General features: G+C 61.0%; 20 protein-coding genes and 4 pseudogenes. 8 read left to right on the forward strand and 16 right to left on the reverse strand.

The annotated features are described in order from the left end of the window. Positions 1 to 72: 72 nt before the first annotated feature. The 5 genes from ABDZ81_RS17190 (at position 73) to ABDZ81_RS17210 (ending at position 4,272) form a co-directional block, all read left to right on the forward strand. Positions 73 to 1,152 carry a mannonate dehydratase gene (locus ABDZ81_RS17190; RefSeq protein WP_343775578.1) on the forward strand — a complete coding sequence of 360 codons (1,080 nt, stop codon included), beginning with the start codon at positions 73 to 75 and terminating at the stop codon, positions 1,150 to 1,152. 47 nt (positions 1,153 to 1,199) lie between these two features. Further along, entirely contained in the window at positions 1,200 to 2,060 is an 861-nt protein-coding gene (locus ABDZ81_RS17195; protein WP_343775580.1) for an NAD-dependent epimerase/dehydratase family protein, read from the forward strand. Between the two features lie 30 nt (positions 2,061 to 2,090). After that, entirely contained in the window at positions 2,091 to 3,143 is a 1,053-nt protein-coding gene (locus ABDZ81_RS17200; RefSeq protein WP_343775583.1) for a lactonase family protein, read from the forward strand. A gap of 18 nt (positions 3,144 to 3,161) precedes the next feature. Then, positions 3,162 to 3,437: a hypothetical protein gene (locus tag ABDZ81_RS17205; RefSeq protein WP_343775585.1), complete on the forward strand. Its 276-nt coding sequence runs from the start codon at positions 3,162 to 3,164 to the stop codon at positions 3,435 to 3,437. 175 nt (positions 3,438 to 3,612) lie between these two features. Beyond that, on the forward strand, positions 3,613 to 4,272 hold the full coding sequence (locus ABDZ81_RS17210) for a trimeric intracellular cation channel family protein (RefSeq protein WP_343775588.1): 660 nt from the start codon (positions 3,613 to 3,615) through the stop codon (positions 4,270 to 4,272). A 9-nt stretch (positions 4,273 to 4,281) separates the two neighbouring features. Here ABDZ81_RS17210 and ABDZ81_RS17215 read toward each other — a convergent pair whose 3' ends face one another. The 10 genes and pseudogenes from ABDZ81_RS17215 to ABDZ81_RS17260 form a co-directional block, all read right to left on the reverse strand. Next, on the reverse strand, positions 4,282 to 5,115 hold the full coding sequence (locus ABDZ81_RS17215) for a bile acid:sodium symporter family protein (RefSeq protein ID WP_343775590.1): 834 nt from the start codon (positions 5,113 to 5,115) through the stop codon (positions 4,282 to 4,284). Between the two features lie 1,122 nt (positions 5,116 to 6,237). Beyond that, a complete protein-coding gene (locus ABDZ81_RS17220; RefSeq protein ID WP_343775593.1) occupies positions 6,238 to 7,527 on the reverse strand; it encodes an outer membrane protein assembly factor BamB family protein in 1,290 nt (429 codons plus the stop codon). Further along, the gene (locus ABDZ81_RS17225; protein ID WP_343775596.1) at positions 7,520 to 8,692 is read right to left on the reverse strand and encodes an outer membrane protein assembly factor BamB family protein; all 1,173 of its coding nucleotides are present in this window, start codon (positions 8,690 to 8,692) and stop codon (positions 7,520 to 7,522) included. Before ABDZ81_RS17225 ends, ABDZ81_RS17220 begins: the two co-directional genes overlap by 8 nt. Before the next feature lie 101 nt (positions 8,693 to 8,793). Further along, positions 8,794 to 9,702 (reverse strand): ABC transporter permease, encoded by a 909-nt coding sequence (locus tag ABDZ81_RS17230; protein WP_343775599.1) that lies wholly within the window; start codon positions 9,700 to 9,702, stop codon positions 8,794 to 8,796. Beyond that, positions 9,699 to 10,739, reverse strand: a complete 1,041-nt coding sequence (locus ABDZ81_RS17235) for an ABC transporter ATP-binding protein (protein WP_343775602.1) — start codon at positions 10,737 to 10,739, stop codon at positions 9,699 to 9,701. The genes ABDZ81_RS17230 and ABDZ81_RS17235 overlap by 4 nt, the downstream gene beginning before the upstream one ends. Positions 10,740 to 10,775: 36 nt before the next feature. Then, positions 10,776 to 11,480: a helix-turn-helix domain-containing protein gene (locus ABDZ81_RS17240; RefSeq protein WP_343775605.1), complete on the reverse strand. Its 705-nt coding sequence runs from the start codon at positions 11,478 to 11,480 to the stop codon at positions 10,776 to 10,778. A gap of 210 nt (positions 11,481 to 11,690) precedes the next feature. Beyond that, positions 11,691 to 13,115 carry an ATP-binding protein gene (locus ABDZ81_RS17245; protein ID WP_343775608.1) on the reverse strand — a complete coding sequence of 475 codons (1,425 nt, stop codon included), beginning with the start codon at positions 13,113 to 13,115 and terminating at the stop codon, positions 11,691 to 11,693. A 153-nt stretch (positions 13,116 to 13,268) separates the two neighbouring features. Continuing rightward, positions 13,269 to 13,463: pseudogene (locus tag ABDZ81_RS17250) on the reverse strand (DUF8129 domain-containing protein); the annotation flags it as partial. 2 nt (positions 13,464 to 13,465) lie between these two features. Further along, positions 13,466 to 13,725 (reverse strand): annotated as a pseudogene (locus ABDZ81_RS17255) (DUF7389 domain-containing protein); the annotation flags it as partial. A gap of 18 nt (positions 13,726 to 13,743) precedes the next feature. Then, a pseudogene (locus ABDZ81_RS17260) lies at positions 13,744 to 14,150 on the reverse strand (DUF6166 domain-containing protein). A gap of 122 nt (positions 14,151 to 14,272) precedes the next feature. Here ABDZ81_RS17260 and ABDZ81_RS17265 point away from each other — a divergent pair. After that, a complete protein-coding gene (locus ABDZ81_RS17265; RefSeq protein WP_343775611.1) occupies positions 14,273 to 15,637 on the forward strand; it encodes a restriction endonuclease in 1,365 nt (454 codons plus the stop codon). Positions 15,638 to 15,653: 16 nt separating this feature from the next. Here ABDZ81_RS17265 and ABDZ81_RS17270 read toward each other — a convergent pair whose 3' ends face one another. After that, complete coding sequence (locus ABDZ81_RS17270; RefSeq protein ID WP_343775614.1) at positions 15,654 to 16,001, reverse strand: DUF8165 family protein; 348 nt, start codon at positions 15,999 to 16,001, stop codon at positions 15,654 to 15,656. 81 nt (positions 16,002 to 16,082) lie between these two features. Here ABDZ81_RS17270 and ABDZ81_RS17275 point away from each other — a divergent pair, with 81 nt between their 5' ends. Further along, positions 16,083 to 16,865 carry a CBS domain-containing protein gene (locus tag ABDZ81_RS17275; RefSeq protein ID WP_343775616.1) on the forward strand — a complete coding sequence of 261 codons (783 nt, stop codon included), beginning with the start codon at positions 16,083 to 16,085 and terminating at the stop codon, positions 16,863 to 16,865. Between the two features lie 82 nt (positions 16,866 to 16,947). Here ABDZ81_RS17275 and ABDZ81_RS18175 read toward each other — a convergent pair. From ABDZ81_RS18175 to ABDZ81_RS17300, 5 genes and pseudogenes are all read right to left on the reverse strand, one after another. Further along, a pseudogene (locus tag ABDZ81_RS18175) lies at positions 16,948 to 17,488 on the reverse strand (hypothetical protein). A gap of 13 nt (positions 17,489 to 17,501) precedes the next feature. Continuing rightward, positions 17,502 to 18,182 carry an IS6 family transposase gene (locus tag ABDZ81_RS17285; RefSeq protein ID WP_343775621.1) on the reverse strand — a complete coding sequence of 227 codons (681 nt, stop codon included), beginning with the start codon at positions 18,180 to 18,182 and terminating at the stop codon, positions 17,502 to 17,504. A gap of 106 nt (positions 18,183 to 18,288) precedes the next feature. Beyond that, positions 18,289 to 18,861: a hypothetical protein gene (locus tag ABDZ81_RS17290; protein WP_343775623.1), complete on the reverse strand. Its 573-nt coding sequence runs from the start codon at positions 18,859 to 18,861 to the stop codon at positions 18,289 to 18,291. 5 nt (positions 18,862 to 18,866) lie between these two features. Next, positions 18,867 to 19,757, reverse strand: a complete 891-nt coding sequence (locus ABDZ81_RS17295; RefSeq protein WP_343775625.1) for an ABC transporter permease — start codon at positions 19,755 to 19,757, stop codon at positions 18,867 to 18,869. Next, the gene (locus tag ABDZ81_RS17300) at positions 19,754 to 20,710 is read right to left on the reverse strand and encodes an ABC transporter ATP-binding protein (protein ID WP_343775628.1); all 957 of its coding nucleotides are present in this window, start codon (positions 20,708 to 20,710) and stop codon (positions 19,754 to 19,756) included. Before ABDZ81_RS17300 ends, ABDZ81_RS17295 begins: the two co-directional genes overlap by 4 nt. 313 nt (positions 20,711 to 21,023) lie before the next feature. Here ABDZ81_RS17300 and ABDZ81_RS17305 point away from each other — a divergent pair, with 313 nt between their 5' ends. Next, positions 21,024 to 21,413, forward strand: a complete 390-nt coding sequence (locus tag ABDZ81_RS17305) for a hypothetical protein (protein WP_343775631.1) — start codon at positions 21,024 to 21,026, stop codon at positions 21,411 to 21,413. The last annotated feature ends 97 nt before the right edge of the window (positions 21,414 to 21,510 follow it).

Consider the following 21,510-nt stretch of genomic DNA (forward strand, 5'->3'; position numbering starts at 1 on the left):
GTCGAGCGCCCCGCCGGACCATCCGAAGGGAATTCCAAAACACCTAAGCCCCGCTCAGAGAGAGACAATACCATGCAACGAGAACGACCAGAGACTGACATAGACGAACTGCCGCTCCGCACCGGTCTTCGGACCCGGACGCTGTCCGACGAGCGTCTCGCGTTCTGCCGCCAGATCGGCGTCGAGGACATCTTCCTCGATCACCGCTCCCCGCGCGGCGACGTGTTCGAAGACGAAGGAAGCAACGACGACGAGACGATCACGATCGACGACGGCGTCGTGCCGAGCGTCTCCGACCTCGTCCAGGCTCGTCGGCGCGCGGAGGACGCCGGGCTCCGACTGATGGGGATCCAGTCGTTGAGCTACAACGTCTACGGGAAGATTATGCTCGACAAGGAGGGCAAGGAGAGCCAACTCGAGACGATCAAACAGCTGATCCGGAACCTCGGACAGGCGGACATCCCGATCCTCGGCTACCAGTGGAACCCCCGGGGCGTCGTCCCGATGCGTACCTCGCAGACAGTTCGGCTGCGCGGCGGGGCTCGCGGGCGCGAGTTCGACATCGACGACCTCGACGCGCCGTACGACCCCGTCGACGAGCTAGAACGAGAGTACACCGAGGAAGAGCTCTGGGAGAACTACGAGCAGTTCCTCGAGGAGGTACTTCCCGTCGCGGAGGACGCCGGCGTGCGGATGGCGCTCCACCCCGCCGATCCGCCGTCGGTCGAGCAACTGGGCGGGATCCCCCGCTTATTCCGGAATCGCGAGGCCTTCGAGCGAGCGATGGAGATCGTCCCGAGCGACAACCACGGGCTCAAGCTCTGCCTGGGGTGCTTCTCGGAGATGCCGGACGCCGACGTCAAGGACGTGATCGTCCACTTCGGCGGCAACGACGACATCGTGTTCGTCCACTTCCGCGACGTGGTGGGCACCTGGCCGCGGTTCACCGAGACGTTCCTCGACGACGATCAAAGCAATTTCGACCCGAAAGTGGCGATCGACAAACTCCGAGAGGTCGGGTTCGACGGCGTCGTCGTCCCGGATCACGTCCCCGACGTGGTCGGCGACACGGAGTGGGGCCACCGGTCGCGAGCCCACGCGGTCGCCTATCTGAACGGACTCCTGGCGAGGACGGACGACGCATCCCGATAACGAATCACATCGCAAGTTTATTTCCGTTGTCCACTGACTACGTTGGTATGAACGTCCTCGTAACCGGGTCCTACGGCAGGTGCGGGACCGCGATCATCGATCACCTCGACGGCGAGCCGAGCTACGAGTTCACCTATCTGAATCGATCCGATCGTCCGTCCGATCACCGATACGGCGGCTTCGACACCCACGTCGCGAACATCTCCGAGTACGACGCGATCCGTCCCGCGTTCGACGAGCAGGACGCCGTCGTACATCTGGCGGCGTACCCCTACACGGACGGCGAGTGGCAGGACGTTCTGGAACCGAACGTCATCGGGATGTACAACGCGCTCGAAGCGGCTCGCACCGCCGAAGTCGAGACGTTCGTGTTCGCGTCGACGAACCACGTGATGGGGATGTACGAGGAAGAGCACGCGCCGGAGCTCTACGAGCCGGAGTACGATCTCCGGCTCGAGCCGACCGACCCGGTCCGGCCGGACTCGTGCTACGGCGCGACGAAATCGTTCGGGGAGGATCTCGGCCGGTACTACGTCGAACGATACGAATACCCGAAGCAGTTCTACGCGCTGCGGATCTGCTCTGTCCTTCCGTACGGGTGCGATCACCCGTACGGACGAGCCGAGCGCCACGTCGCGAACGGCGACTACGAGCGCGATAGCTCCGAATACGGCCGTTCGGTGGCTCGAATAAAAGCGATGTGGCATTCCCGGCGAGATTTCGCCCAGTTGGTCGAGCGTTGCCTCGAGGACGAGCAAGTGACGTTCGATATCTTCAACGGCGTCAGCGACAACGATCGTCGCTGGTTCTCGATCCAAAACGCTCGGGAGCGGCTCGGCTACGATCCGGTCGACAACGGTGAGACGTGGACCGAACCGCCGTCGAATTCGAGCGAGCAACCCCGATGACCGAAAGAAAGCTACACGCGAGACAACACCATGGCAACTGAAGAGCACATAGCGGCTGTCGGAACGTACAGCGCGGCGACCGAGGAGGGCGTTTACACCGTGGCGATCGATCCCGAGACTGGCGCGATGCGTCGCCTCGACGCGGTAGCGGCCGGGCCGGACCCGACGTTCGTTGCGTTTCACCCGTCCGGACGCTATCTCTACGCGGCCGTTCGCGAGGACGGCGAAGGCGCCATCCGATCCTACGAGGTCGACCGTAGCACCGGCGAACTGACGGAACGGGACGCCGCTCCGAGCGGCGCGACGGCTCCCTGTTACTGTTCGGTCGACGAAACGGGGCAGTTCCTGTTCGTCGCTCATTACACCGGCGGAGCCGTCTCGATGCTCCCGATCGATTCCGAGGGCGGACTCGAAACGCCGAGCGAAGTAATCGAACATCGGGGCTCGAGTGTCGACCCGGACCGCCAGACTGCACCCCACCCCCACTCGATCACGCTCGGTCCCGAAAATCGCTTCGCGTACGTCCCGGATCTCGGGACCGATCAGGTGGTCGTCTACGAGGTGCAGTACGACGACGGCTCGCTCGCCCGCGTCGACGCCGTCGACTGTACTCCGGGCTCGGGACCGCGGCATCTCGACTTCTCCGCGGACGGCGAGCGGGTGTTCCTGATCAACGAACTCGACTCGACTGTGACCGTCTTCGATCGGGAATCGGACGGACTGTTGTCCGAGTGCGCTACAGTGTCGACGCTCCCGGAGGATTTCGACGCTGATAACAAGACCGCCGAAGTCGCCGTGCATCCCGCTGGTGAGTACGTGTACGGTTCGAACCGTGGACAAGATACGATCGTCACGTTCTCCGTCGGAGACGGGACGATCACTAGAATCGACCGGACGGCTACCGGCGGCGAGTGGCCCCGCCACTTCGCGCTCTCCCCCGACGGTGAGCTCCTGTTCGTCGAGAATCGCGACACGGACAACATCGTCGCGTTCGACGTGGATACGGCGACCGGCGACCTATCGCCGAACGGTGAATCGCTGTCGATACGAGAACCGGTCTGTATGCGATGGTTGCCGGAATAGAAACCGAGCCGGATCGTCGTGACCGTAGCGACGAGCGCCGAGGGTCACTACCGGATGAAAACTGAGATGTCAAACGAGGCCATCGACGACGTGGTATTCATCACGAGGGGCGGGGACACGTATCACACCTCGATCGATTGCTCGACGTTGAACAGCGCGGCGTACGTGGAGGAAATCGACAGGTACGAGCTACCGGAAGACCGATCGATCTGTAAGATGTGTTCGGATACTCATATCGTTTCCAGCGGGCTCGGACGCATGCTCGAGGACCTCGATCCCGAAGAAGTCGGCTAACGGATACCTCGGGCAGTTATCGCGTTCCAGTGATAGACCGGGGTCGGGCAGTGAGGAATGTCGCCCCGCTCGCTCGCCCGGGCTCCGATCGCGCGTTCGGTTCCCAAGTCCGCGAGGCGCTCGTCACTGACTTGAGTCGTAGTACTCAAGATCCCAGGCGCTATAGACGTAGCTAATGGTTGAGGGCGTCATCGAAGTACTGTTCGGGGACCCGTTTGCCGTTATGAATGCAATCGGGCTAGTTGCGTTTGCCTTCGTCGGGGCGTCGAAAGCAATCCGCGAGGAGTTCGACTTATTTGGCATTACTATCGTCGGGCTGATGATGGCGTTTGCAGGTGGAGCGACACGGGATCTTCTCGTAACGCGCGTTCCATTGGCTCTTCAGTCACCGATCGAGATCTACTTAGGCCTTCTCGGAGTCGGGTTAGCGGTCGTTTTTAGCGTGATCTTCTCGACCCCGGACACTCATCCGGTCACTCTGGTCTCGGATGCTCTCGGACTTGCCGCCTTCACTACGACCGGTGCGATCGTCGCAACTGAGGCGAGCGTTTCGACATTTGGCGTCCTCGCGATCGCGACCATCAACGCCGTGGGCGGCGGTGCGGTCGCGGATATTCTCCTGAATCGTTCTCCGTTCGTTCTTTTCGATGACTTCTACGCGAGTTGCACAGTACTTGGCGGGATTGCTTACTGCCTCACATCCGGTGTCGGTGTCGCCGGAAGCACCGCGGTTGCAGCGTGTGCGGGCGTAACGTTGCTGTCTCGACTGGCCGCAGTCTCGTACGACTGGAGGGTTCCGACTGTGCAGGCTCTGTTCAGACAAGATACGGAGTGAGATCAGTCGTTACCGCCACAGACCTGCGATCAATCCGGATCCGACGACGCAGATGAACGAAAAGACGAGGACCACCGTGAGGACCTTCGGATCCGAAAAGCCGGTCGTAGCGATAAACAGGGCGATCGCAGCATTTCGAGCGGCTGTCGTCGTCGCCAGCACCTCTCGTGTAGTCCGTGCGGGACCGCCAAGGAGATAGCCGAGCGATAACGATACTCCCACAACGGCTACTGAGATTCCCAGTGTCCCGGTCCCGATCAGTGAAACCATATCGTCGCTGTAGACGATCAGTAGTAGCACGATCAACCCGACGAACGAATAATCCGAGAGCCGCTGAATCGGGCGATACAGGCGGTCTGCAAACGGCGAGTGGTAGACTGTCAGTCCGAGACCGGCCAATAATGGAACGAGTTGGATACCCAGAACCATCTGCCCGATCGCGAGCGGGTCTACGACGACATTGCCGGGGACGAGAACCACCAGTGAGAGTGGTATCGTCACAACCGAAAGCATACAGAGGATTGCCATGAGGCCGCTTGCGAATGCTGTATCGCTGTCCGATATTTCCGCAAACTTCGGGCCGAACGGCGCTCCTGGAGCGACAGCGAGTAGCAGAATCCCGGCCGCATACCCCGTCTCTATCGGAATATTACGGACTAAAGAATAAGAAAGTAATGGGATAACAACGAGGTTTAGCACCAGGGATTTTGCCAGAAGTTGCCGTCTCCGGAGTGCAGCACAAAGTTGACTGACTGACACGTCCATCCCCATCGAGACCATCGTCGAGAGGACGAAGACCATCGTGACGGACTCAACGATCGCCTCACCGGATACTCCATCCATTGCTCACCTAGATCCGTTTGCAACTGTACACTGTAACTACTTGACTGCTGCTCTTTCGGACAACGGCGGTGTTCAGAGCCGGTCTGCAGGCCGAAGTGGCGTGGTTTCTATGTATCCCGGTCGAAATCGTTACCTCAACTGAGTCACCGACTGCTTCGAGTTAGATCTGTGTGGCGAGACGCGACACCCGTACTTGCGACGAAGCTCGGCATCGGCTTCACCAGGTAATACTATCAATTTAAAATACAACACATATTACCTATAGTTTGGGTGTCAAACGCTGTTGACGACCGTTCATAGCTGGGTACGGACGGCGGCGTTACAGCCGCTCGAAGCCGCCGATCCGGGTCACGTCACGGTTGACGAAACCGCCATCCGGCTCACTAACGAGTGGTCCCGGCTGTACCCCGCGTTCCATCCTATAACGACCCGATTCTGCATATCGAGCTTTTTCCGACGAGAACCCGAGCAATGACCGAACTGGCTCTCAGACCTCGGCGGGATACATACTGTCGATGATTCGCTCTTTATCGTCGATTCTGTGCCGTGGCTGCAAGCGGTACTTCATCGCCATGGTCTCGGATCCCCATACGAACGTCGTGGGAATCGGATCGCGCTAAACGCGCCTTCTAAGCACTAAGGCGACGACTAGCCCGTTCTCAAATCCCCGCGGGTTTGAAGCGGATCTCTCTCTCTGAGAAACTCGAAAGGGCCACTGATATCAACCTATTTATATAATGTGGACGAACTGCAGTTCAACGACGGCCAGAATATAAAATATATTATGGTAGTGACGAGTCATCAGTTACATAGAATAACAACTGCCGCAAACGGTCAACCGCGTCCTCAAGCGGCAACGCGACCGTGACCACGTCGGCACGGACGACGATTGCTACGACTTCAACGTCGACTTCGATTGATTCCACGACTTCGCACGCGAACCGGCCCACCGCCACCGGTAACGGCCGGCTCCACGATTACTGTTGGCAACAAATCGATAGCGGTGTGTTGTTCCTCGACTACCCCTCCTCGATCACGGGGGACTCGTGGTGAACCACACTCACGCCTTCGAGCCCGCGAGAAAGAGTCTCCCACGCCGCGGCACGGCATCGCTGTCCGGGATCAGCTCGTCGGAAGCCGTGCTATGCCGCCGCGATCGCGCTGAGAAACGTACAGTGCGCCATCAGCCGTCGTCACACCGAGTCGTCTGGACGCCGGATCGTACCGCCACCGGCGGTTCCCGGTCGCAGGGTCGTAGGCGGCGAGTTCGGTATCGCTGGCCGCAAAGAGAAGCTCGCCGGCCCGACCCAGAGCCTCGACCGTCCCGCCGATCGCGACGTCGGTCGTCGTCTGCCATCGCCGCGTCCCATCGAGGTCGAAGGCGTCCAGCCGGATGAGGATGCCACCGTCGGGGTCGTCGACCGAGCTCGCAACGAACACACCTTCTGAGGTCGCTATCACCGTCTCGAGTTCGTCCCCGACGGCTCGGCGCCACCGTACGGCTCCCCCGTCGCGCTCGATGGCAACCAGCTCGTCCGAGCGATCATCGCGGTGGATACGTACGTAGACGTGCTCGCCGAGCCAGACCGGCGGCTCGAAGTAGCTCGTCACCTCGCCGTCCACCGCGGTCCGCCACAGGACGTGTCCATCGCGGGCCCGGCGCATCCGGACGGTAGAACGGCGGACCGTCACGATCCGGTCGCCGGCAGCCACGACGTAGGGGAAGACCGCGCGAGGTTGCGACTCCCACAGCACCTCGCCGGTCGCCGGAGCGAGCGTCACCAGCTTCCTGTCGCCATCCGAGTTCGTGACGTGGAAGACACTGGTAGAGTCACTGAGTACGGGGGCCGGATACTCGCTTCCGGAGCGCTGGAAACGACGGGTCCCGTCGCGCGCATCGTAGCCGGTGATCGCCTCGTCGGACGGATCGATGCTGACCAGCAGCGATCCGTGGCGACCGAGCCATCCGTTCCGGGCCTGGCCCTCCACGTGCCACAGTCGCTCCCCCGACAGCCCGGCCGTGTAGAGGTCACCGTCGGTGCTGTGGACGTGGACCGGGCCGCCCGACGTCGGGACGGCCGGTCGCGCCTCGATGGGACCTCCGGTTTCGACGGAGAGGATCCGCTCCCCATCGGCCGTGAACCCGTGGAGGCGTTTGTCCTGGCCCCCGACGACGACGTGCTCGTCGGTCGCGGCCGGTGGGCCCGCCGCCGTCGCGGTCGCAAACTCGCGCTCCCAGAGGGGTTCGACGCCGGACGTCGATGCTCGCAGGCTACATCCTGCCAGCGCGACCGTTCCCGCCGCCGCGAACGAGGCGAGCGCCCCACGGCGCGACCAGTCCCGGCTGTCCCGTCGCTCGGTCGTGCGCCGTGGCAAACCGGGATCGTCGGCAGCGGCGTCGTCGTCACGCATCGGTGATCGCCTCCGGAGCGACCCGCGTCAGACCGTACGTCTGCCCCAGATACACCGTCTCACCGGTCGCCTGTGCCCATTCGATGCTGCCGCCATCGAACCGCTTCCCGTCGAACCGGATCTTCCGGACGCGCGTGCCGTCCTGTTCGTGGACGTAGAGCGCCGTCGGGCTGAACGGGATGGTACCGCTCGAGCCGCGGATGTGGTGCGTCCCGCCGACCAGCGTCACCAGGCGGTCGCCGACCTGCATCGGCCCGTGGGTCACGGCGTTCCCGAGGTCGTCGCGCCACAACTGCCGGCCCGAGTCGGGGTCGAACGCCCGGAGGGTGTAGTCTGCGCCGCCGACGTACACCCGGTCGTCGGTCACCAGCGGCCGTGCGAACACGGTGTTGGCCAGCGAGCTATCCCAGGCGACGCTGCCGGTCGCGGTCTCCAGCGCCAGTAGCTCCTCGGTGGCGGCGCCGAGGTATGCGGTCCCGTCAGCAGTTCCGACGGCCGACAGCGGAGCGCCGATATCCCGCGTCCATCCGACTGCGCCGGTCCGGTCGAGGAACAGCACGCGGCCGTCGACCAGGGGCGCGACCACGCCGTCGGATGTCGCGCCGGGAGCGCCCGACAGCGATGCGGGCAGGTCGTGGGTGAACAGCGTCTCACCGTCCGACCGGGCGACGCCGACCAGTCGGTCGGGCACGTCATCTTCGGTGCCGGAGATCGGGACCATGATGCGATCACCGAGCGGGATGGGGGCGAACTCGACGACCCCAGGGTCGGCCGCATCGATCGGTGCGAGCCGACGCCGCCAGACCGGCTCGCCCGTGGCCGCGTCGACGGCGACCATCGTTTCGGCCTTCGAGATCGCGTAGGCTCGCCCCTCACCGACGCCGAGCGGCGATTTCTCTCCCTTCGCGACCGTCACGGACCAGGTGGTCTCACCGGTCCGGGGGTCCAGGCCAGCGACGATTGGCCGCTCGCGGAATGGACTGTGCGAGCCGGCCAACAGCTGTCCGGCTGCTGTCGTGGCGACGGACGACGGATCACGAATCCCCGCCTGCCACGACTGCTGGATGGGGAACGATTCCTCGTCGCGGAGACCAGTACAACCGGCGATGCCGCCGACGAATCCGGCTACCGCACCGAGGGCCGTACGGCGTGTGGTGGAGGGCATTTCTTCGCCGTTGTGACGGCGGTAGTATCAGTCTTGGTGCTTTGGGCTACAAATTGACTGGTGGTATTACGTCAGCGGGATAGACGCCGCCGCCTCGGCGCTCACTGCACGGCGGAACTCGACGCGCGGTTGAGCAGGTAGACCATGACGCCGCCGAGCACGACGTCGAGCGCGAGGAGCACGGCGATCGCCGGGACGAGCGTGTCCCAGATGCCGCCGAAGCGGGTGACCTCGACGACGGTCATGACGTCCTGGTCGAGCATGAGCGCGCGTGCGGCGTCCACGCCGTAGGTGATCGGGTTGTACGTCGCGACGACCTGGATCCAGTCGGGCATCGCGTTCAGCGGGAGGAAGGCGGTCGAAACGAACAGCAGGGGAAACTGCAGGAGGTTCGCGCCGATGATCGTCGATTCCTGGTCGCGGGTTACGATGGCCATGATGTTCGAGAGCGCGATGAACCACAGCGAAAAGAGGATTCCAATGCCGAGGATCCCCACGGCGCCGAGGAACCCGGTGGCGACGTTCGCGCCGAGCACCGCGCCCAGCACGAGGATGATGGCGATCTGGACGACGATCCGGAGGATCTCGGCGGCGGTCTTGCCGAGGAACATCGCCGAGCGGCTCATCGGCATCACGAGCGTCTTCTCGAACATCCCTTCCTCCATGTCGTTGACGAGACCGATCCCCGACCCCGCGGCGGCCGCCAGCGACACCTGCATCGCGATGGCGGGCAGCAGGAACGTCTCGTAGGTGATGCCCCCCGCCCCGCCACCGCCGCCGAGCGCGCTCGTCGCGATCTGGCCGAACACCTGCGTGAACAGGACGAGGAAGATGATCGGCTGGATGAGCGACCCGACGACGACGAACGGGTTGCGTATCGCCTTCAGGTTCCAGCGGACGAAGTTCACCCAGAAATCGCTGATAAAGGAGTTGCGCGACGGCGTCGTGCGGGCGTGCCCGCCGTCGGCGCGGGCTTCGTCGGCGGCCGTGTCTCCCGCGGCCTCGCTCATTCGGCGCTCACCTCCGATTCCGTCACGTCGGCGGCGTCGGCCGACCGGTCCTCGGAGTCGAGTTCCTCGCCGGTGATCGCGAGGAAGACGTCGTCGAGCGTCGGCGCGCGGATGTTGAACCCGGTGACGGTGATCCCGGCGTCGCGCAGGGCGACGAGCAGGTCCGTCCCGTGCTCGCGCGCCCGCTCGGCGGTGACGCTGATCCCGTCGTCGGTGACGGTCACGTCCGCGTCGGCGTCGAAGACGTCGCCTCCACGGGCGATCTCGGCGGCGCGCTCGCGGGCGTCCTCCCCGGCGGGGACGTCCACGTCGAGGATCTCCCCGCCGACCCGCCGTTTCAGCTCCGCGGGCGAGCCCGTGGCGACGATCTCGCCGTCCATGATGACGGCGATGCGGTCGCAGAGCTGGTCGGCCTCCTCGAGATACTGCGTGGTGAGAAACAGCGTCGTCCCGCGCTCGTTGATGCGCTCGAAGTACTCCCAGAGGCGGTTGCGCGCCTTCGGATCCAGCCCGGTCGTCGGTTCGTCGAGGAAGACGAGCGGCGGGTTGTGGACGAGCGCGGTCGCGGCGTCCAGTCGCTTCTTCATCCCGCCTGAGAACTCGCTGGCCTGCTTGTCGCCCACGTCCGCCAGGTCAACCAGGTCGAGCAGTTCGTCGATGCGCTCGACCCGTTCGCTCTTGGGGACGCCGTAGGCCCGCGCGGCGAAGCGGATGTTCTCGCGGGCGGTGAGCTCCTCGTCGACGCTGGTCTCCTGGGCCATGTAGCCGATCGTCTCGCGGATCCTGCGGGGCTCGTCCCGTACGTCGAAGCCGTTGACGGTGATCGACCCCGCGGTCGGCGACAGCAGCGTCGAGAACGTCTTGATCGTCGTCGTTTTCCCCGCGCCGTTCGCGCCGAGAAAGCCGAAGAACTCGCCCTCCGGGATCGTCAGATCGATCCCTTTCACCGCCTCCGTCCCGTCGGCGTAGGTGAGTTCCACGCCCTCGGCGTCGATGGCGGCACCGCGCCCGTCCGTCCGTAGCGTGTCGTCGGTCACAGGGGTCTTTGTAACCTCAGACCAGTAGTCAGTGCCCTAATTTGTTCGGGGTTTTATACCAGATGTCCGTCGAAACTCCGTCACGAGGTGATTCTGCGCGCGGCGCAGGCGCTCGGAGAGCGACGCGGACGCGACGCCGAGTTCGTCGGCGACGTCCGCCATCGTAGCGGCTCGCGGCGTGTCGAAGTAGCCCATCTCGTGGGCGGTGACGAGCGCCTCCCGCTGGGCGTCGGTCATCTCGCGCGGCCAGGAGCGGTCGCTGGTCCCGAACGGACCGGTCGCCCGTCCGTCCGATCCTTCGTCGGTCTCCACGAGCCGGTCCAGCCGGAATCCGTAGTCGTTGGCCCGGCAGAACGTCCGGAACTGGTCGAACTCCTCGCGGTCGGCGAACCAGCGCCGCTCCTCCCAGCCGCTCGGCGTGGCGAGCACCCGGTCGGGGATCGACCCGTTGTCCGCGAGCAGTTCCAGCTCCGTCGGCGGGCCGCCGGTCGGGCGACAGCGGTACCGCCGCGTCGCCCCGTCGGCGACGATCAGCGAGTGGTCGGTCACCGAGTCGGCGTCGGCGAACGCCGCCTCGATCGCGTCGGCGTCGGCGTCCACGATCCGCACGATGAACGTTGGCGCCCCCGACGGGCGTCCCTGGACCGACTCGAACTCGACGGTCGCGTCGGGGACGCCCTCCGCCACGTCGACCAGCGGCAACTCCTTGGAGGTCATCCGGAACTCCGCAATCAGGCCCATGGCGGTCAAAGGACGGACAGGCAGTTAGCGCTGGCGGAGGAGTCTGTCTCGTAGAACAGTTGGAAGGGTCACTGCTGTCCAGTAACCACGAGCACTCATCACCTGCAATGTTGCCGATATCCGACGGCCCCGAACGTTGATGAGAGAGACTCCTCGCTCATGTCTAGTTCATCAGCTAGTTCTTGGACTGTGACTTCCTGTCCCCAGCTGTTACCCTCCGACGTTAATGGTTCCACCCTCGAGAATGGCAACGATATCGGAGAGATCGAATAGCCGGAGATCATCACGCTCGTCTGCGGCTTCCTCGACGGAGCGTTTGAACCCGGAGCGGCTGAACAAGGCGAATTCATACGTCTGCTCACCACCTCCGGTGGGTGTCCAATCGATTTGCTCCACGTCGTCTTCGAGGTCCGCGAGCACATCATAACCGAGGGGGGTGTTGGTAAATTTCGCTTCGCCAGCGATCAGCGTCGACTCGTCAGTTGGTGCGACGACATCTACTTCCTGACCCTTGTACCACCACTGGCTTGGCACCTGTGTGAGCTGGTAGTCTGCATAGAGCGCCGGCACCGCCTGGTGACAGAGCGATTCGAACGTTTCGCTGACGAAGTCGGGCAATTCCGGTTCGATGAGATCCGCGTAGGCGTTCTCGCCGTAGAGTTCGTACTGTCCCCCGCGGCCGTAGAGATAGCGGAAGTAAAACCGGAATACGGGATCTCGAATCTTGTATCGAGTCCGCTTGCTGCGCGCCGGATCGGCGAGTGCCGGATGATGTTTCTCGATGATCTGGAGGGTTTCCAGCCGGTCGAAGTAGTACGACGTGTTGGTGCTCTCGATGCCGGCTCCCTGAGCGATCTCGTTTCGACTGCGATTCCCGCTGGCCATCGACTCCAGAACCGAAAAATACGTGTTCACCTCGTTGAGCTCCATCTGGAGGACGGTCTCGGGCTCGTCGTGGAGTGGGCCATCCGGGTCGCACAGCAGCCGCGTGATGTTCTCTCCGAGACTCTGGGATGGATCGAGCGGGCTGAGATAGCGGGGTGTGCCGCCGAAGACGCCATAGACGAACACCCGTTCTTCGGGATCATACGTTGGCACGAACTCTTGGATGGAGCGAAACGGCAGCTGGGTGAGTTCGAGGCGGCCATTCGGTGTCTGGGACACCCGTCCGTAGAGTGGCGCACCGCCATCGAGGACGTGGGTATGGATCATGCCGATTGCAGAGCCTGTGAGTACGAGCGTCGCCTGACTCTCGTCGATAGCTGTATCCCACAGATGTTGAATGACCGAGGGAAGTCCCTCGTTCGATTCGATGAGATACGGAAATTCGTCGATGACGATGACGGCGTCTCTGTCGGTGAGGTACGTTAAGAGCGGTTCCCACTCCTCTTTGACGGCCGTGATGTCGGGATAGGTCGACGCTGCTGCCTCGACGAATCGCCTGAGCTGTGTCGTCGCTGTCCCCTGGACTGCCTGATAGTACACGGCATCGTCGCGGTCGGCAATCGATTGGCGGACGAGTTCGCTCTTGCCGATCTGGCGGCGCCCATAGATGATTGCGAGTTCTGCAGTGCCACTCTCATAGAGGGTCTGCAACCGATCGAGTTCATCGATACGATTGACGAACTGGTCCATACCTCTAGGTCGTGGCGGGAGATACATATGTGCTCCGAAGTTAGAAACTAGACTATAATAGTCTGAACTATAATATTCTGATCCCTAATACGGTGGGTCAATCATTCGATCTTTCATCTACTAATGCTCCGACAGACATCCCCGAATGTTCCGTTAGTCGTCCTGTGAGCGGATTTCGCTGGCCCGCTGTTCAAGCCGGCGGAGAATCTGGATGCGCTGCTGATTCGCGTTCTCATAGGCGACGCAGGCTCGGAGCGTCTCCACGTCGTGAATCGTCGCGATACCAGCGTTGATGAGCCGGGTATTTGGCGGTTCGAGACGCTGTTCCGGTGTGAGACCGTCTGATTCGGCGGATAGATCTGACGAGTGTCCTCAGCAAGGTCGTGGATATACTCGCGGAGGGTTTCCATATCCTCGCGGGCGCCTTCGAGCGTCTTACCCTCACTTTGGCCGTGATCTTGTCTTGATCGCGAGTACCAGTACCGCGAGTGAGTTTGACGGTGAGTGAGACGCCGACATCGCTTCGCTCGACGTACTCGGTTGGTGCCTGACGCTCACGGTTCTGCGGCGATTCTGCGCCCGTACGAGGCTGCTGGCTGTGTTCTGACATTGATCGCTCCTGTGATCGTTAGTTGACGGACGGTGCGACTGGATCGTCGACTCTCTCACGAAGGACTGCATCTATCTCGCGTCCCGTGAGTCGCCAGCAGCCGTCGGGTCCTGTAGCAACTCTAGCTGGCTCACTACTTCGGTCTTGAACGCCTTGTACTCCGCAAGCGCCACCTCCTCATTATCAGTGTAATCGAGCAGGAGGGCGAGTGCGAGTTGGGCTGGCCCGCTGCCACCATCTCCCCATTCGAAGCCCGAAGGACTGTGATTCGCCAGCTCGAGGCTCCGCTCTGGCGTGAGCTGTTCTTGGTCCGATTGCCTCTCGACAATGGCGCGGCCTCGACGACGGGAACCGACGTAGATGACGTCGGGATCAGCCGAGGTTCGTGACTGTACGTGTGAGCGTGCGTCGCTGATTCCACTCATAGGTTGGTTCGCGGGAGGCTCGTTCGATCACCCCCGTACCCCTCTCGTGGGTCCAAAAACAGGACGGAGCTGCGTTCGGCAACGTATTTGACAGTTGCAACGTACTGTCCAGGTATATCGGGATGGCTGTACTGGATGATCTCTCAGGGTTCGAGTTCGAAGATGTAATAGAGGACGTCTTCCGTAATCTCGGCTACGAGAACGTCCGCCAGGCAGCGCGGACGGCCGACGAGGGCCGCGACGTCATCATGGAGGAGGTTGTCGACGGTACCCGCCGCGCGATCATTGTAGAATGCAAGCATACAGGGACGGTCGGGCGGCCGGTCGTCCAGAAGCTCCACTCGGCGATCGCGACGTTCGACTTCGACGGCCCCAAACGCGGAATGGTCGTCACGACCGGCCGGTTCACGAACCCTGCTCAGGAGTACGCCGACCGCCTCCAGCAGAACGACGACCCGCACCCAATCGAGTTGCTCGACGGCGAGGATCTCCGGGAGATTGCCGACGAGATCGGGCTCGACCTCTACAACGGGCGCATCGAGATTCTCTGCGACGAGACCTTGCGCCCGTACGACCCGGCCGCCGACGTCGACGCGGCCGTCGCGGAGGCGTTCCGCGACATCGAGAACATCGAGGCTGCCGACCTCCCAGACCCACACTCATCGGTGACGTTCCGCCCGGTGGTCGCGGTTACCGCGGACACGAACGCCGTCTTCGAGACGTCGGTAGGCGTCATTCACCGGATCAACGACCGGCCCCGATTCGTTGCCCACGCCGAACGCGGGCAGCCCCAGGTCGTCGACGAGGACGTCGGGACGCTGGTCACCGAGAATCTCCACGCGACGGTCGACCTCGACACCGAGCAGTTCGGAGCGGTGTTCGACGACGTCGAGGAGCGACGGTTCGGGCAGACCCAAACGGAGTACAAGGAATGGGCCGTCGAGCGGCTCCAGCAGCACCACACGACGACGGTCTCCTACACGGGCGACAATAACGTCACCTACAACAAGACCTGCGAGCCGAACCGCTCGGACATCTCCGTCCAATCAATTGAACCAGTGTACCTCCCCGAAGTTCGGCACACCACCGACATCCAAGCGTACACCTACCCCTACGAGTACTACGCGGCAGGACCATCAAGGGTGACTGCCGAGGACGGCATCCATCAGTGCGTCCACTGTGACACGAGCGGCGGCGACGAGACGTACACCTACTGTTCGAACTGCGGGGCAATCGCCTGCTCCAGCCACATCAAAACGGAGCGGCTGGAAGGCGAGCCGATCTGTACGGGCTGTGCAGTCACCGAGCGGTTCGCGCTGAAGACGAAGTACTTCTACGACGAGGAGAATCTCGAAGCGTTCCGCGAAGAGTACGCGGATATGTCGATTCACGAGAGGGCGATGGAGAATACACTGCTAGTCGGTGGTGGTATTGTGACGACGCTGCTGGTGATCCTCGGCCTCCTTGTTATATCGGGGATGATCTAGGTGCCGCCAGTAGCCGTCAAAACTCTGCGAGACTTCGGTTCTGTGCTGGCGTCGTCGCTCTCCCTACCTGGATGAGTTCGAACTGCGCCAGATCGACATCGACCGCTCCGCCGATTTGGTTCCGAAGCTCGTCGTCCAGCGATGCGACCTCGATCGCTGTTAGTGTCCGCTGAGTCAACGCGTAACTGCTCGCCAACCCTGTTGGTCTGATAGCGAGCACGGAATCGGCTGGCGCGTCCCCGAGCGCACATTCCGCATCTCGGTGGGTGTAAACTCTCGCCTGTAGCTCTTCCACCGGCAACAACGGAGTCGCATCTCCGTAGTCGAGATAACCGCCCGCATCGGAGAAATGCCTTATGCTCATCAAGCTATACTAATTAATTACTTCTACTTATTTCTTATGCTGGCCAAAGGATTATTCGCCGCGAAGCCGGAGGCTGGGATAATGGGACGAGACCTCTACGTCTGTACCGCGGGTGATCTCGCTACGCGGTCGATTGCGTCACAATCACCGGATGCCACGGTCGCTGCGACCACTGACTGGCTTGAGTCGGAGGGATATGATGTAGCACCTGTCATCGACGGAGAGACAGTTGTCGGATACGTCGAACTCGACCACCTGCAGGATGCAGCGGCTGACGATCAAATTGCAGCGCACACGAACCCAGTAACGTTCGAGGAGATCATCAGTACCGACGCCACGTTCGATGAGGTACTCTCGGCACTCTACGAGTCCCCGTTTTATTTTCTGGGCGGGCGGAATCGGCTGACGGGCATCCTGACGCGCGCGGACCTGAACACGTCGCCCGCGCTGATCCACCTCTTCGACCGCATCACACTACTCGAAGAGCGCTTCCGTGAGCTCATTCTTGACGAGGTCCCTGACTGGAAGGAGCGTATATCTCTCGATCCAAATATTGTGGAAGATATCGAAGAGAGACACGCTGACGCCCGGCAATCAAACATCGAACTCGATGAAATCCATTACGCTCAGTTCTCAACGCTTGCGACGATCATCAGTAATATCGAGGTCTGCTGGGACGCCTGTGGCTTTTCGAGCGATCACCGAGCGTCGAGCCAACTCGACGATCTGACCGAGTTGCGAAACTCCGTCGCTCACTCACAACTGATCGTCCAGCACACTGGCGAGGGGTTGGGAAAGGGGAGAACGATCGGTAAAGTCGAACAGACCTACACGACGCTTACGGACTGTCTGGACGCTCTCTAGACGTGGCCATGGACAACCTCGGGAACATTCTCGAACCCTCATCTGCCTTCGAGAATTCCTGAAGTGCCGATCAGACCATTTCCTACGCAGGTTTAACGAGCCGTTTGTCGAGAGCGGCCGTCAACGAACCTTCGAAACTGCCAGGACGCCTGCTCGAAGGCTTCCTCAGTGGGGCCATCCCACCGGGGGAACGCAGAATGACCGCTCACCTTGACGGTCCACTCGGATGGCTCCTCGAACGGATTCCGTGCGGGGAGTTCGACGACGTAGAGATACTCCTCGTCGCCGTGAATGCCGTCTGCTGGATTTTCGACGCCGTGACCGAGCAGGAACAGCGGCTGGTCGAGATGCCCCATATTGTCCGGGTCGAGGAGACCCGAGGGTTGGTCAGCGTGGATGCTCCGATCACGACCTTCATCCACGTAGAGGGTCATCGTCGAGAGCGTGTCGAGGAACTGGGCAGCGGCGTACGCAGGCCTGCGCTCTGTTCGTGTCTCGTCGAGCAGCTGCTTCAGCTGGTCCAGGTCACGGGGGACGCTATCGGGATACCCGTCCGAGTGGCGGTAGATTTGTGCAATGCGGTCGGTATCGGACTGTTCGCCTGCGGTCTCGCTCCGTTGGATGAATCGGCACCGTCTAGTTTAGCACCTCCTCAGCCGGCGTGCGGTGGTTGAGTGCCTGATGCGGTCGCTGTCGATTGTAATACTTGACGAAGACAGCGAGCCACTGCTGGGCGCTAGCCCGACTGCCCACCCATGAGGCGTGAAAGCGGTCGATCCGCATTCTGAGGGTCTGAAACCACTTTTCGATGTGGTTTCGGAACGAGTAGTCGAGCCGACCGCTGAGATCGAGGCGCGCGAGGGCAGTCAAATAGCCGTAGTCATCGACCAGAAACACGGTGTCTGTAAACTCGTGTTTCCGGTCGAGGGAGCGCAGAAACGCCGTTGCAGCGTCGGTGCCACGGTGTTCGAAGAGTTCAGCGCCCAGTACGAGTTTTGTGTCGGTGTCGATCGCGGCGTAGAGCCAGTGGAGCTCACCGTTAATCCTGACAGCCAGCTCATCGACAGCGACCCGCGACGGCGTTGCCGTCGGCGGGTCTGCCAGGCTGTCGGCCAGCCGGTGAATCCACTGCCAAACCGCTCCGTGCGAGCGGTCAACGCCCAGCAGCCGTAACACCGCGGTTGTTTCCCTGATCGATAAGCCGGCAGCGGTGAGCCGGACGCCGAACGCCCTGACGGGCGTCGGCGTCCGCTCACGCTGCCAACACTCAAGATCATCCGTCGCGAAACTCTCTTTGAGCAGGTCTGAGAGTGGCATAGACACCTACCTCTTCGACCTGCTCACTCCTTAGCTAGACAGTGCCGCTTTCAGCATCTCTTTGACCTCCCGATTGTAGTCAAATAAGCTGATTTTGTCGACTCCCTTACTGTGAGGAGGCCAAATATCCGCCGATTCCAGCCGAGAGGACCGCGAGCAGCGACGCCGCGAGGCGCAGCAATTGTGGCGTCGATCCAAGCGGAGGTGGTCCCTTCGAGACCTCCATCATATCGTAGCGCATCACCGTTTTGTGGTGGCTCTCAGCTCCTTCATCTCGTGCTCGACGATCCTGATTGAACGGTTCGTCTGCCGTCGGAAGGGTCGCGTTCTCGGGACGTTCGATCGCAACATACCCGGGTCTCGTATCCGGGTTCTCTCTCCGAGCCTGTGACCGCTCCGCGCCGGTCATGTAGTCAAATTCGGGCGCTCCTTGTCCCGGCGAAGTGCGGTACGTCCCACCATTTTCGAGCGTTCGAACGTACAGCTCTTGCCCTCGATCGGAAAGATTCTCGTACGGGATAATCGTCACACCGTCTTCCTCAAGTTTGTCTCGGCCGTCGAAGGTGACTGCCGTCGTGTCGTGCGTGAGCACCGCCTGAACGGGAAACAGTGTGGGCACTGTGAACAGGATGATCGCAAGAGCGAGGAGCGCCGTTCCGACCGCAGTGCGTCGATCCATCGATCTCATTCTAGATCAGCTCGATTAAACGCCCAATATCCAGCGAACAACGGGATCACGAGCCAAAACGCGAGGATGACGAGAGAAAACTCGTCGGTAAGGTACACCGGAAGATTAAGATCGGTCGTCGCTGCCTGCGTGCGCGTACTCGCTGCCGCGTTCGTGGCGCTATCGCGGAAGAGTTGCTGTTGCAGCCTGTCGGGCAAGACGAGGTTGATCGACTTCCGGTACGCGAGGAACGGGCTTGTGTACTGAACTGCATTGTAGAGATCCGGATTGCTCTTCATACCAAGTATGGACGTGTGAATCCCACGGACCAGGTTTTTGATCTGGATCAGGGGAAATACGTAGAGGATGACGAGGACGAAGTACGACGTCAGCGAACTGGCGATCGCTCGGCTTCGCGTCGCCGCCGCCGCCGACACTGCGATGGCGATGCTCACGAACACCGAACCATAGATGATCGTTAGCAGAAGCGTCCCAAGAATAACACCAGCGGGGAACACACCGAATTTGGCCAGCGAAATGCTGATCGCGGCGATGTACATGAATACGACGCCCGATGCGACGATCCCGAGTCGGCTTAGAAGCTTCCCGACGAAGACGTCCCGACGGGTGTTCGGGAACGACAGCAAGAACTTGATCCCGCCGCCTTCGCGTTCCCCGGCGATAGCCATGTACGTCGCGGCCAACGCGATGATAGGTAGCAGTACCGCCAGTAGCTGCGTTAACATCCGGAACGAACTCTGGACAGTCTCGATCCCGGTCAATCGGTAGCCTCGAGCCGTAAACCCGAGGAGGACTGCAATCTGTCCGAGGAGGACAGCAGCGACCCAGAGCGTCCGGGACCGCCGGGCACCTTTGAAGTCCTTTTTTGCGACGGTGAGCACACTCATGCGGAGACCCCTTGAGACGCTCTCTCCGTTTCGTCCGTGCCCGATCCGTCGCGGCCACCGCTCGTATACCGGTTGAACAGTTCCTCAAGCGAGGTTTCCTCGACGAAGATGTCGACGACATCGGCCTGATCGTCGACCAGCCTGACTACGTCCGCCTTAACGGACGAATCAGTGCAGTAAGCGGTCAGCGTCGTCTCCTTGAGGACCACTTCTGCGACGCCATCCAACGTTTCGACATTGTCGACCGTTGGCTGTCCTGCACATTCGAGTTCGATGCTGGAACGACCACCTGCTTTCTTTCGAAGCCCCTCAATAGTATCTTCCGCGACAAGTTGGCCGTCGCTCATGACGCCGACTCGATCGCAAACGGCTTCGACCTCCGAGAGAAGGTGACTCGAGAAGAACACGGTCGTTCCGTCATCGGCTCGGTCACGGAGAATCGACCGCATCCGCTGGATACCATTTGGATCGAGTCCCGCTGAGGGTTCGTCGAGAATGAGGAGATCAGGATCGTCAACTAGCGCCATCCCAAAGGCGAGTCGCTGGGCCATCCCCGTAGAATAGCTGGCGGCCGTTCGGTCTGCATCGTCATGGATGCCGACTGTCTCAAGTATCTCATCTGGGTCGTCGTCAGCTCCCTTGGTCTCGATAGCCCACTCGACGTATTCGCGTCCGGTCAGGTACTCGTCGAACTCGTATCCTTCCGGAAGGACACCGATACGCTCCCGGATCGCGGTGATCTCCGTCTGCGTATCCATTCCGAGGATCTCTGCGGAGCCGTCGGTCGGCCTGATGAAGTCGAGCAGCATGTTGATCGTCGTCGACTTGCCCGCGCCGTTTGGACCGAGGAACCCGAATATCTCCCCGGTGTCGACGGTCAGGTCTAGATCTTCGACCGCGACCGTGCCGTCACCGAATCGTTTCGTCAATTCGTTCGTCTGAATGGAGGGCATACTTCGGCTTCGGAGTTACTAGTTATATGTGTTAAAATCTTTGATAAGATATCACAAGCTCATATGGGCGGTTTAAATAACCGGATCTCATGAATTCTGAGGATCCGCCTTGACGAGTATTGTCAACTACATCCCGCACGTTGTGCGGTAGGAGATCAGCGCCCTCGCTGTGTCGTATCATCAGTAGAAACCGTCGTTGTGAAAGAACCTGCCATCTACGACAACAGGGGTGTGCTCAGTACAGATGAAACCCTTCACAGATAGCCACCTGAGATTGATAAAACATTTATCTATTCATAACAGAATATAACTCATGAATCGCCGTTCTCTTCTCCAGTATTGTGGGGTCAGCACACTCTCTTTGGGAAGCGGCTGCCTTGATTTATCAAAGAAGTCAGTACGAATCTGCGAGATATTCGCATGGACTACATACGAAACAAGCCACGAGATACAGCTACGACTCTCTGACGCGGAAGAGATAGTCTACGAGGAGCCGTATGAAATCGGACCTCAAGGAGGATTTGAAATTGAAGGGTCTGACCTTCCAGACCGCGAAGGTCGGTTTACCATTCAGGTGAAGATAGACGGATACGATTGGAAAGAGTGGTTCCTTCCAGAATACGCTGAGGAGTCTATCTCTGTTAGCCTTCGGTTTTTAGAGAACCCACCTACTGTTGGTATGGGGTACTCCACAAATTGTTAGGTTCGCAGTTCTAACTAACGGCTGTTTCAGCGGGAAGGTGTCGAACCAATAGGATTTCAACAGCGCCCGCGATTTTAGTTTACGAAAGTTCTCTCGC

The sequence above is a fragment of the Natronoarchaeum mannanilyticum genome (assembly GCF_039522665.1).
Lineage (GTDB): Archaea > Halobacteriota > Halobacteria > Halobacteriales > Natronoarchaeaceae > Natronoarchaeum > Natronoarchaeum mannanilyticum.

Coding starts and splice junctions, on each gene's coding strand:
- ABDZ81_RS17225 (WP_343775596.1), bottom strand. CDS start 8,692: ATGCCCTCCACCACACGCCGTACGGCCCTCGGTGCGGTAGCCGGATTC.
- ABDZ81_RS17240 (WP_343775605.1), bottom strand. CDS start 11,480: ATGGGCCTGATTGCGGAGTTCCGGATGACCTCCAAGGAGTTGCCGCTG.
- ABDZ81_RS17270 (WP_343775614.1), bottom strand. CDS start 16,001: ATGAGCATAAGGCATTTCTCCGATGCGGGCGGTTATCTCGACTACGGA.
- ABDZ81_RS17300 (WP_343775628.1), bottom strand. CDS start 20,710: ATGCCCTCCATTCAGACGAACGAATTGACGAAACGATTCGGTGACGGC.
- ABDZ81_RS17245 (WP_343775608.1), bottom strand. CDS start 13,115: ATGGACCAGTTCGTCAATCGTATCGATGAACTCGATCGGTTGCAGACC.
- ABDZ81_RS17230 (WP_343775599.1), bottom strand. CDS start 9,702: ATGAGCGAGGCCGCGGGAGACACGGCCGCCGACGAAGCCCGCGCCGAC.
- ABDZ81_RS17285 (WP_343775621.1), bottom strand. CDS start 18,182: ATGCCACTCTCAGACCTGCTCAAAGAGAGTTTCGCGACGGATGATCTT.
- ABDZ81_RS17295 (WP_343775625.1), bottom strand. CDS start 19,757: ATGAGTGTGCTCACCGTCGCAAAAAAGGACTTCAAAGGTGCCCGGCGG.
- ABDZ81_RS17210 (WP_343775588.1), top strand. CDS start 3,613: ATGGTTGAGGGCGTCATCGAAGTACTGTTCGGGGACCCGTTTGCCGTT.
- ABDZ81_RS17190 (WP_343775578.1), top strand. CDS start 73: ATGCAACGAGAACGACCAGAGACTGACATAGACGAACTGCCGCTCCGC.
- ABDZ81_RS17290 (WP_343775623.1), bottom strand. CDS start 18,861: ATGGATCGACGCACTGCGGTCGGAACGGCGCTCCTCGCTCTTGCGATC.
- ABDZ81_RS17220 (WP_343775593.1), bottom strand. CDS start 7,527: ATGCGTGACGACGACGCCGCTGCCGACGATCCCGGTTTGCCACGGCGC.
- ABDZ81_RS17305 (WP_343775631.1), top strand. CDS start 21,024: ATGAATCGCCGTTCTCTTCTCCAGTATTGTGGGGTCAGCACACTCTCT.
- ABDZ81_RS17265 (WP_343775611.1), top strand. CDS start 14,273: ATGGCTGTACTGGATGATCTCTCAGGGTTCGAGTTCGAAGATGTAATA.
- ABDZ81_RS17215 (WP_343775590.1), bottom strand. CDS start 5,115: ATGGATGGAGTATCCGGTGAGGCGATCGTTGAGTCCGTCACGATGGTC.
- ABDZ81_RS17200 (WP_343775583.1), top strand. CDS start 2,091: ATGGCAACTGAAGAGCACATAGCGGCTGTCGGAACGTACAGCGCGGCG.
- ABDZ81_RS17195 (WP_343775580.1), top strand. CDS start 1,200: ATGAACGTCCTCGTAACCGGGTCCTACGGCAGGTGCGGGACCGCGATC.
- ABDZ81_RS17275 (WP_343775616.1), top strand. CDS start 16,083: ATGGGACGAGACCTCTACGTCTGTACCGCGGGTGATCTCGCTACGCGG.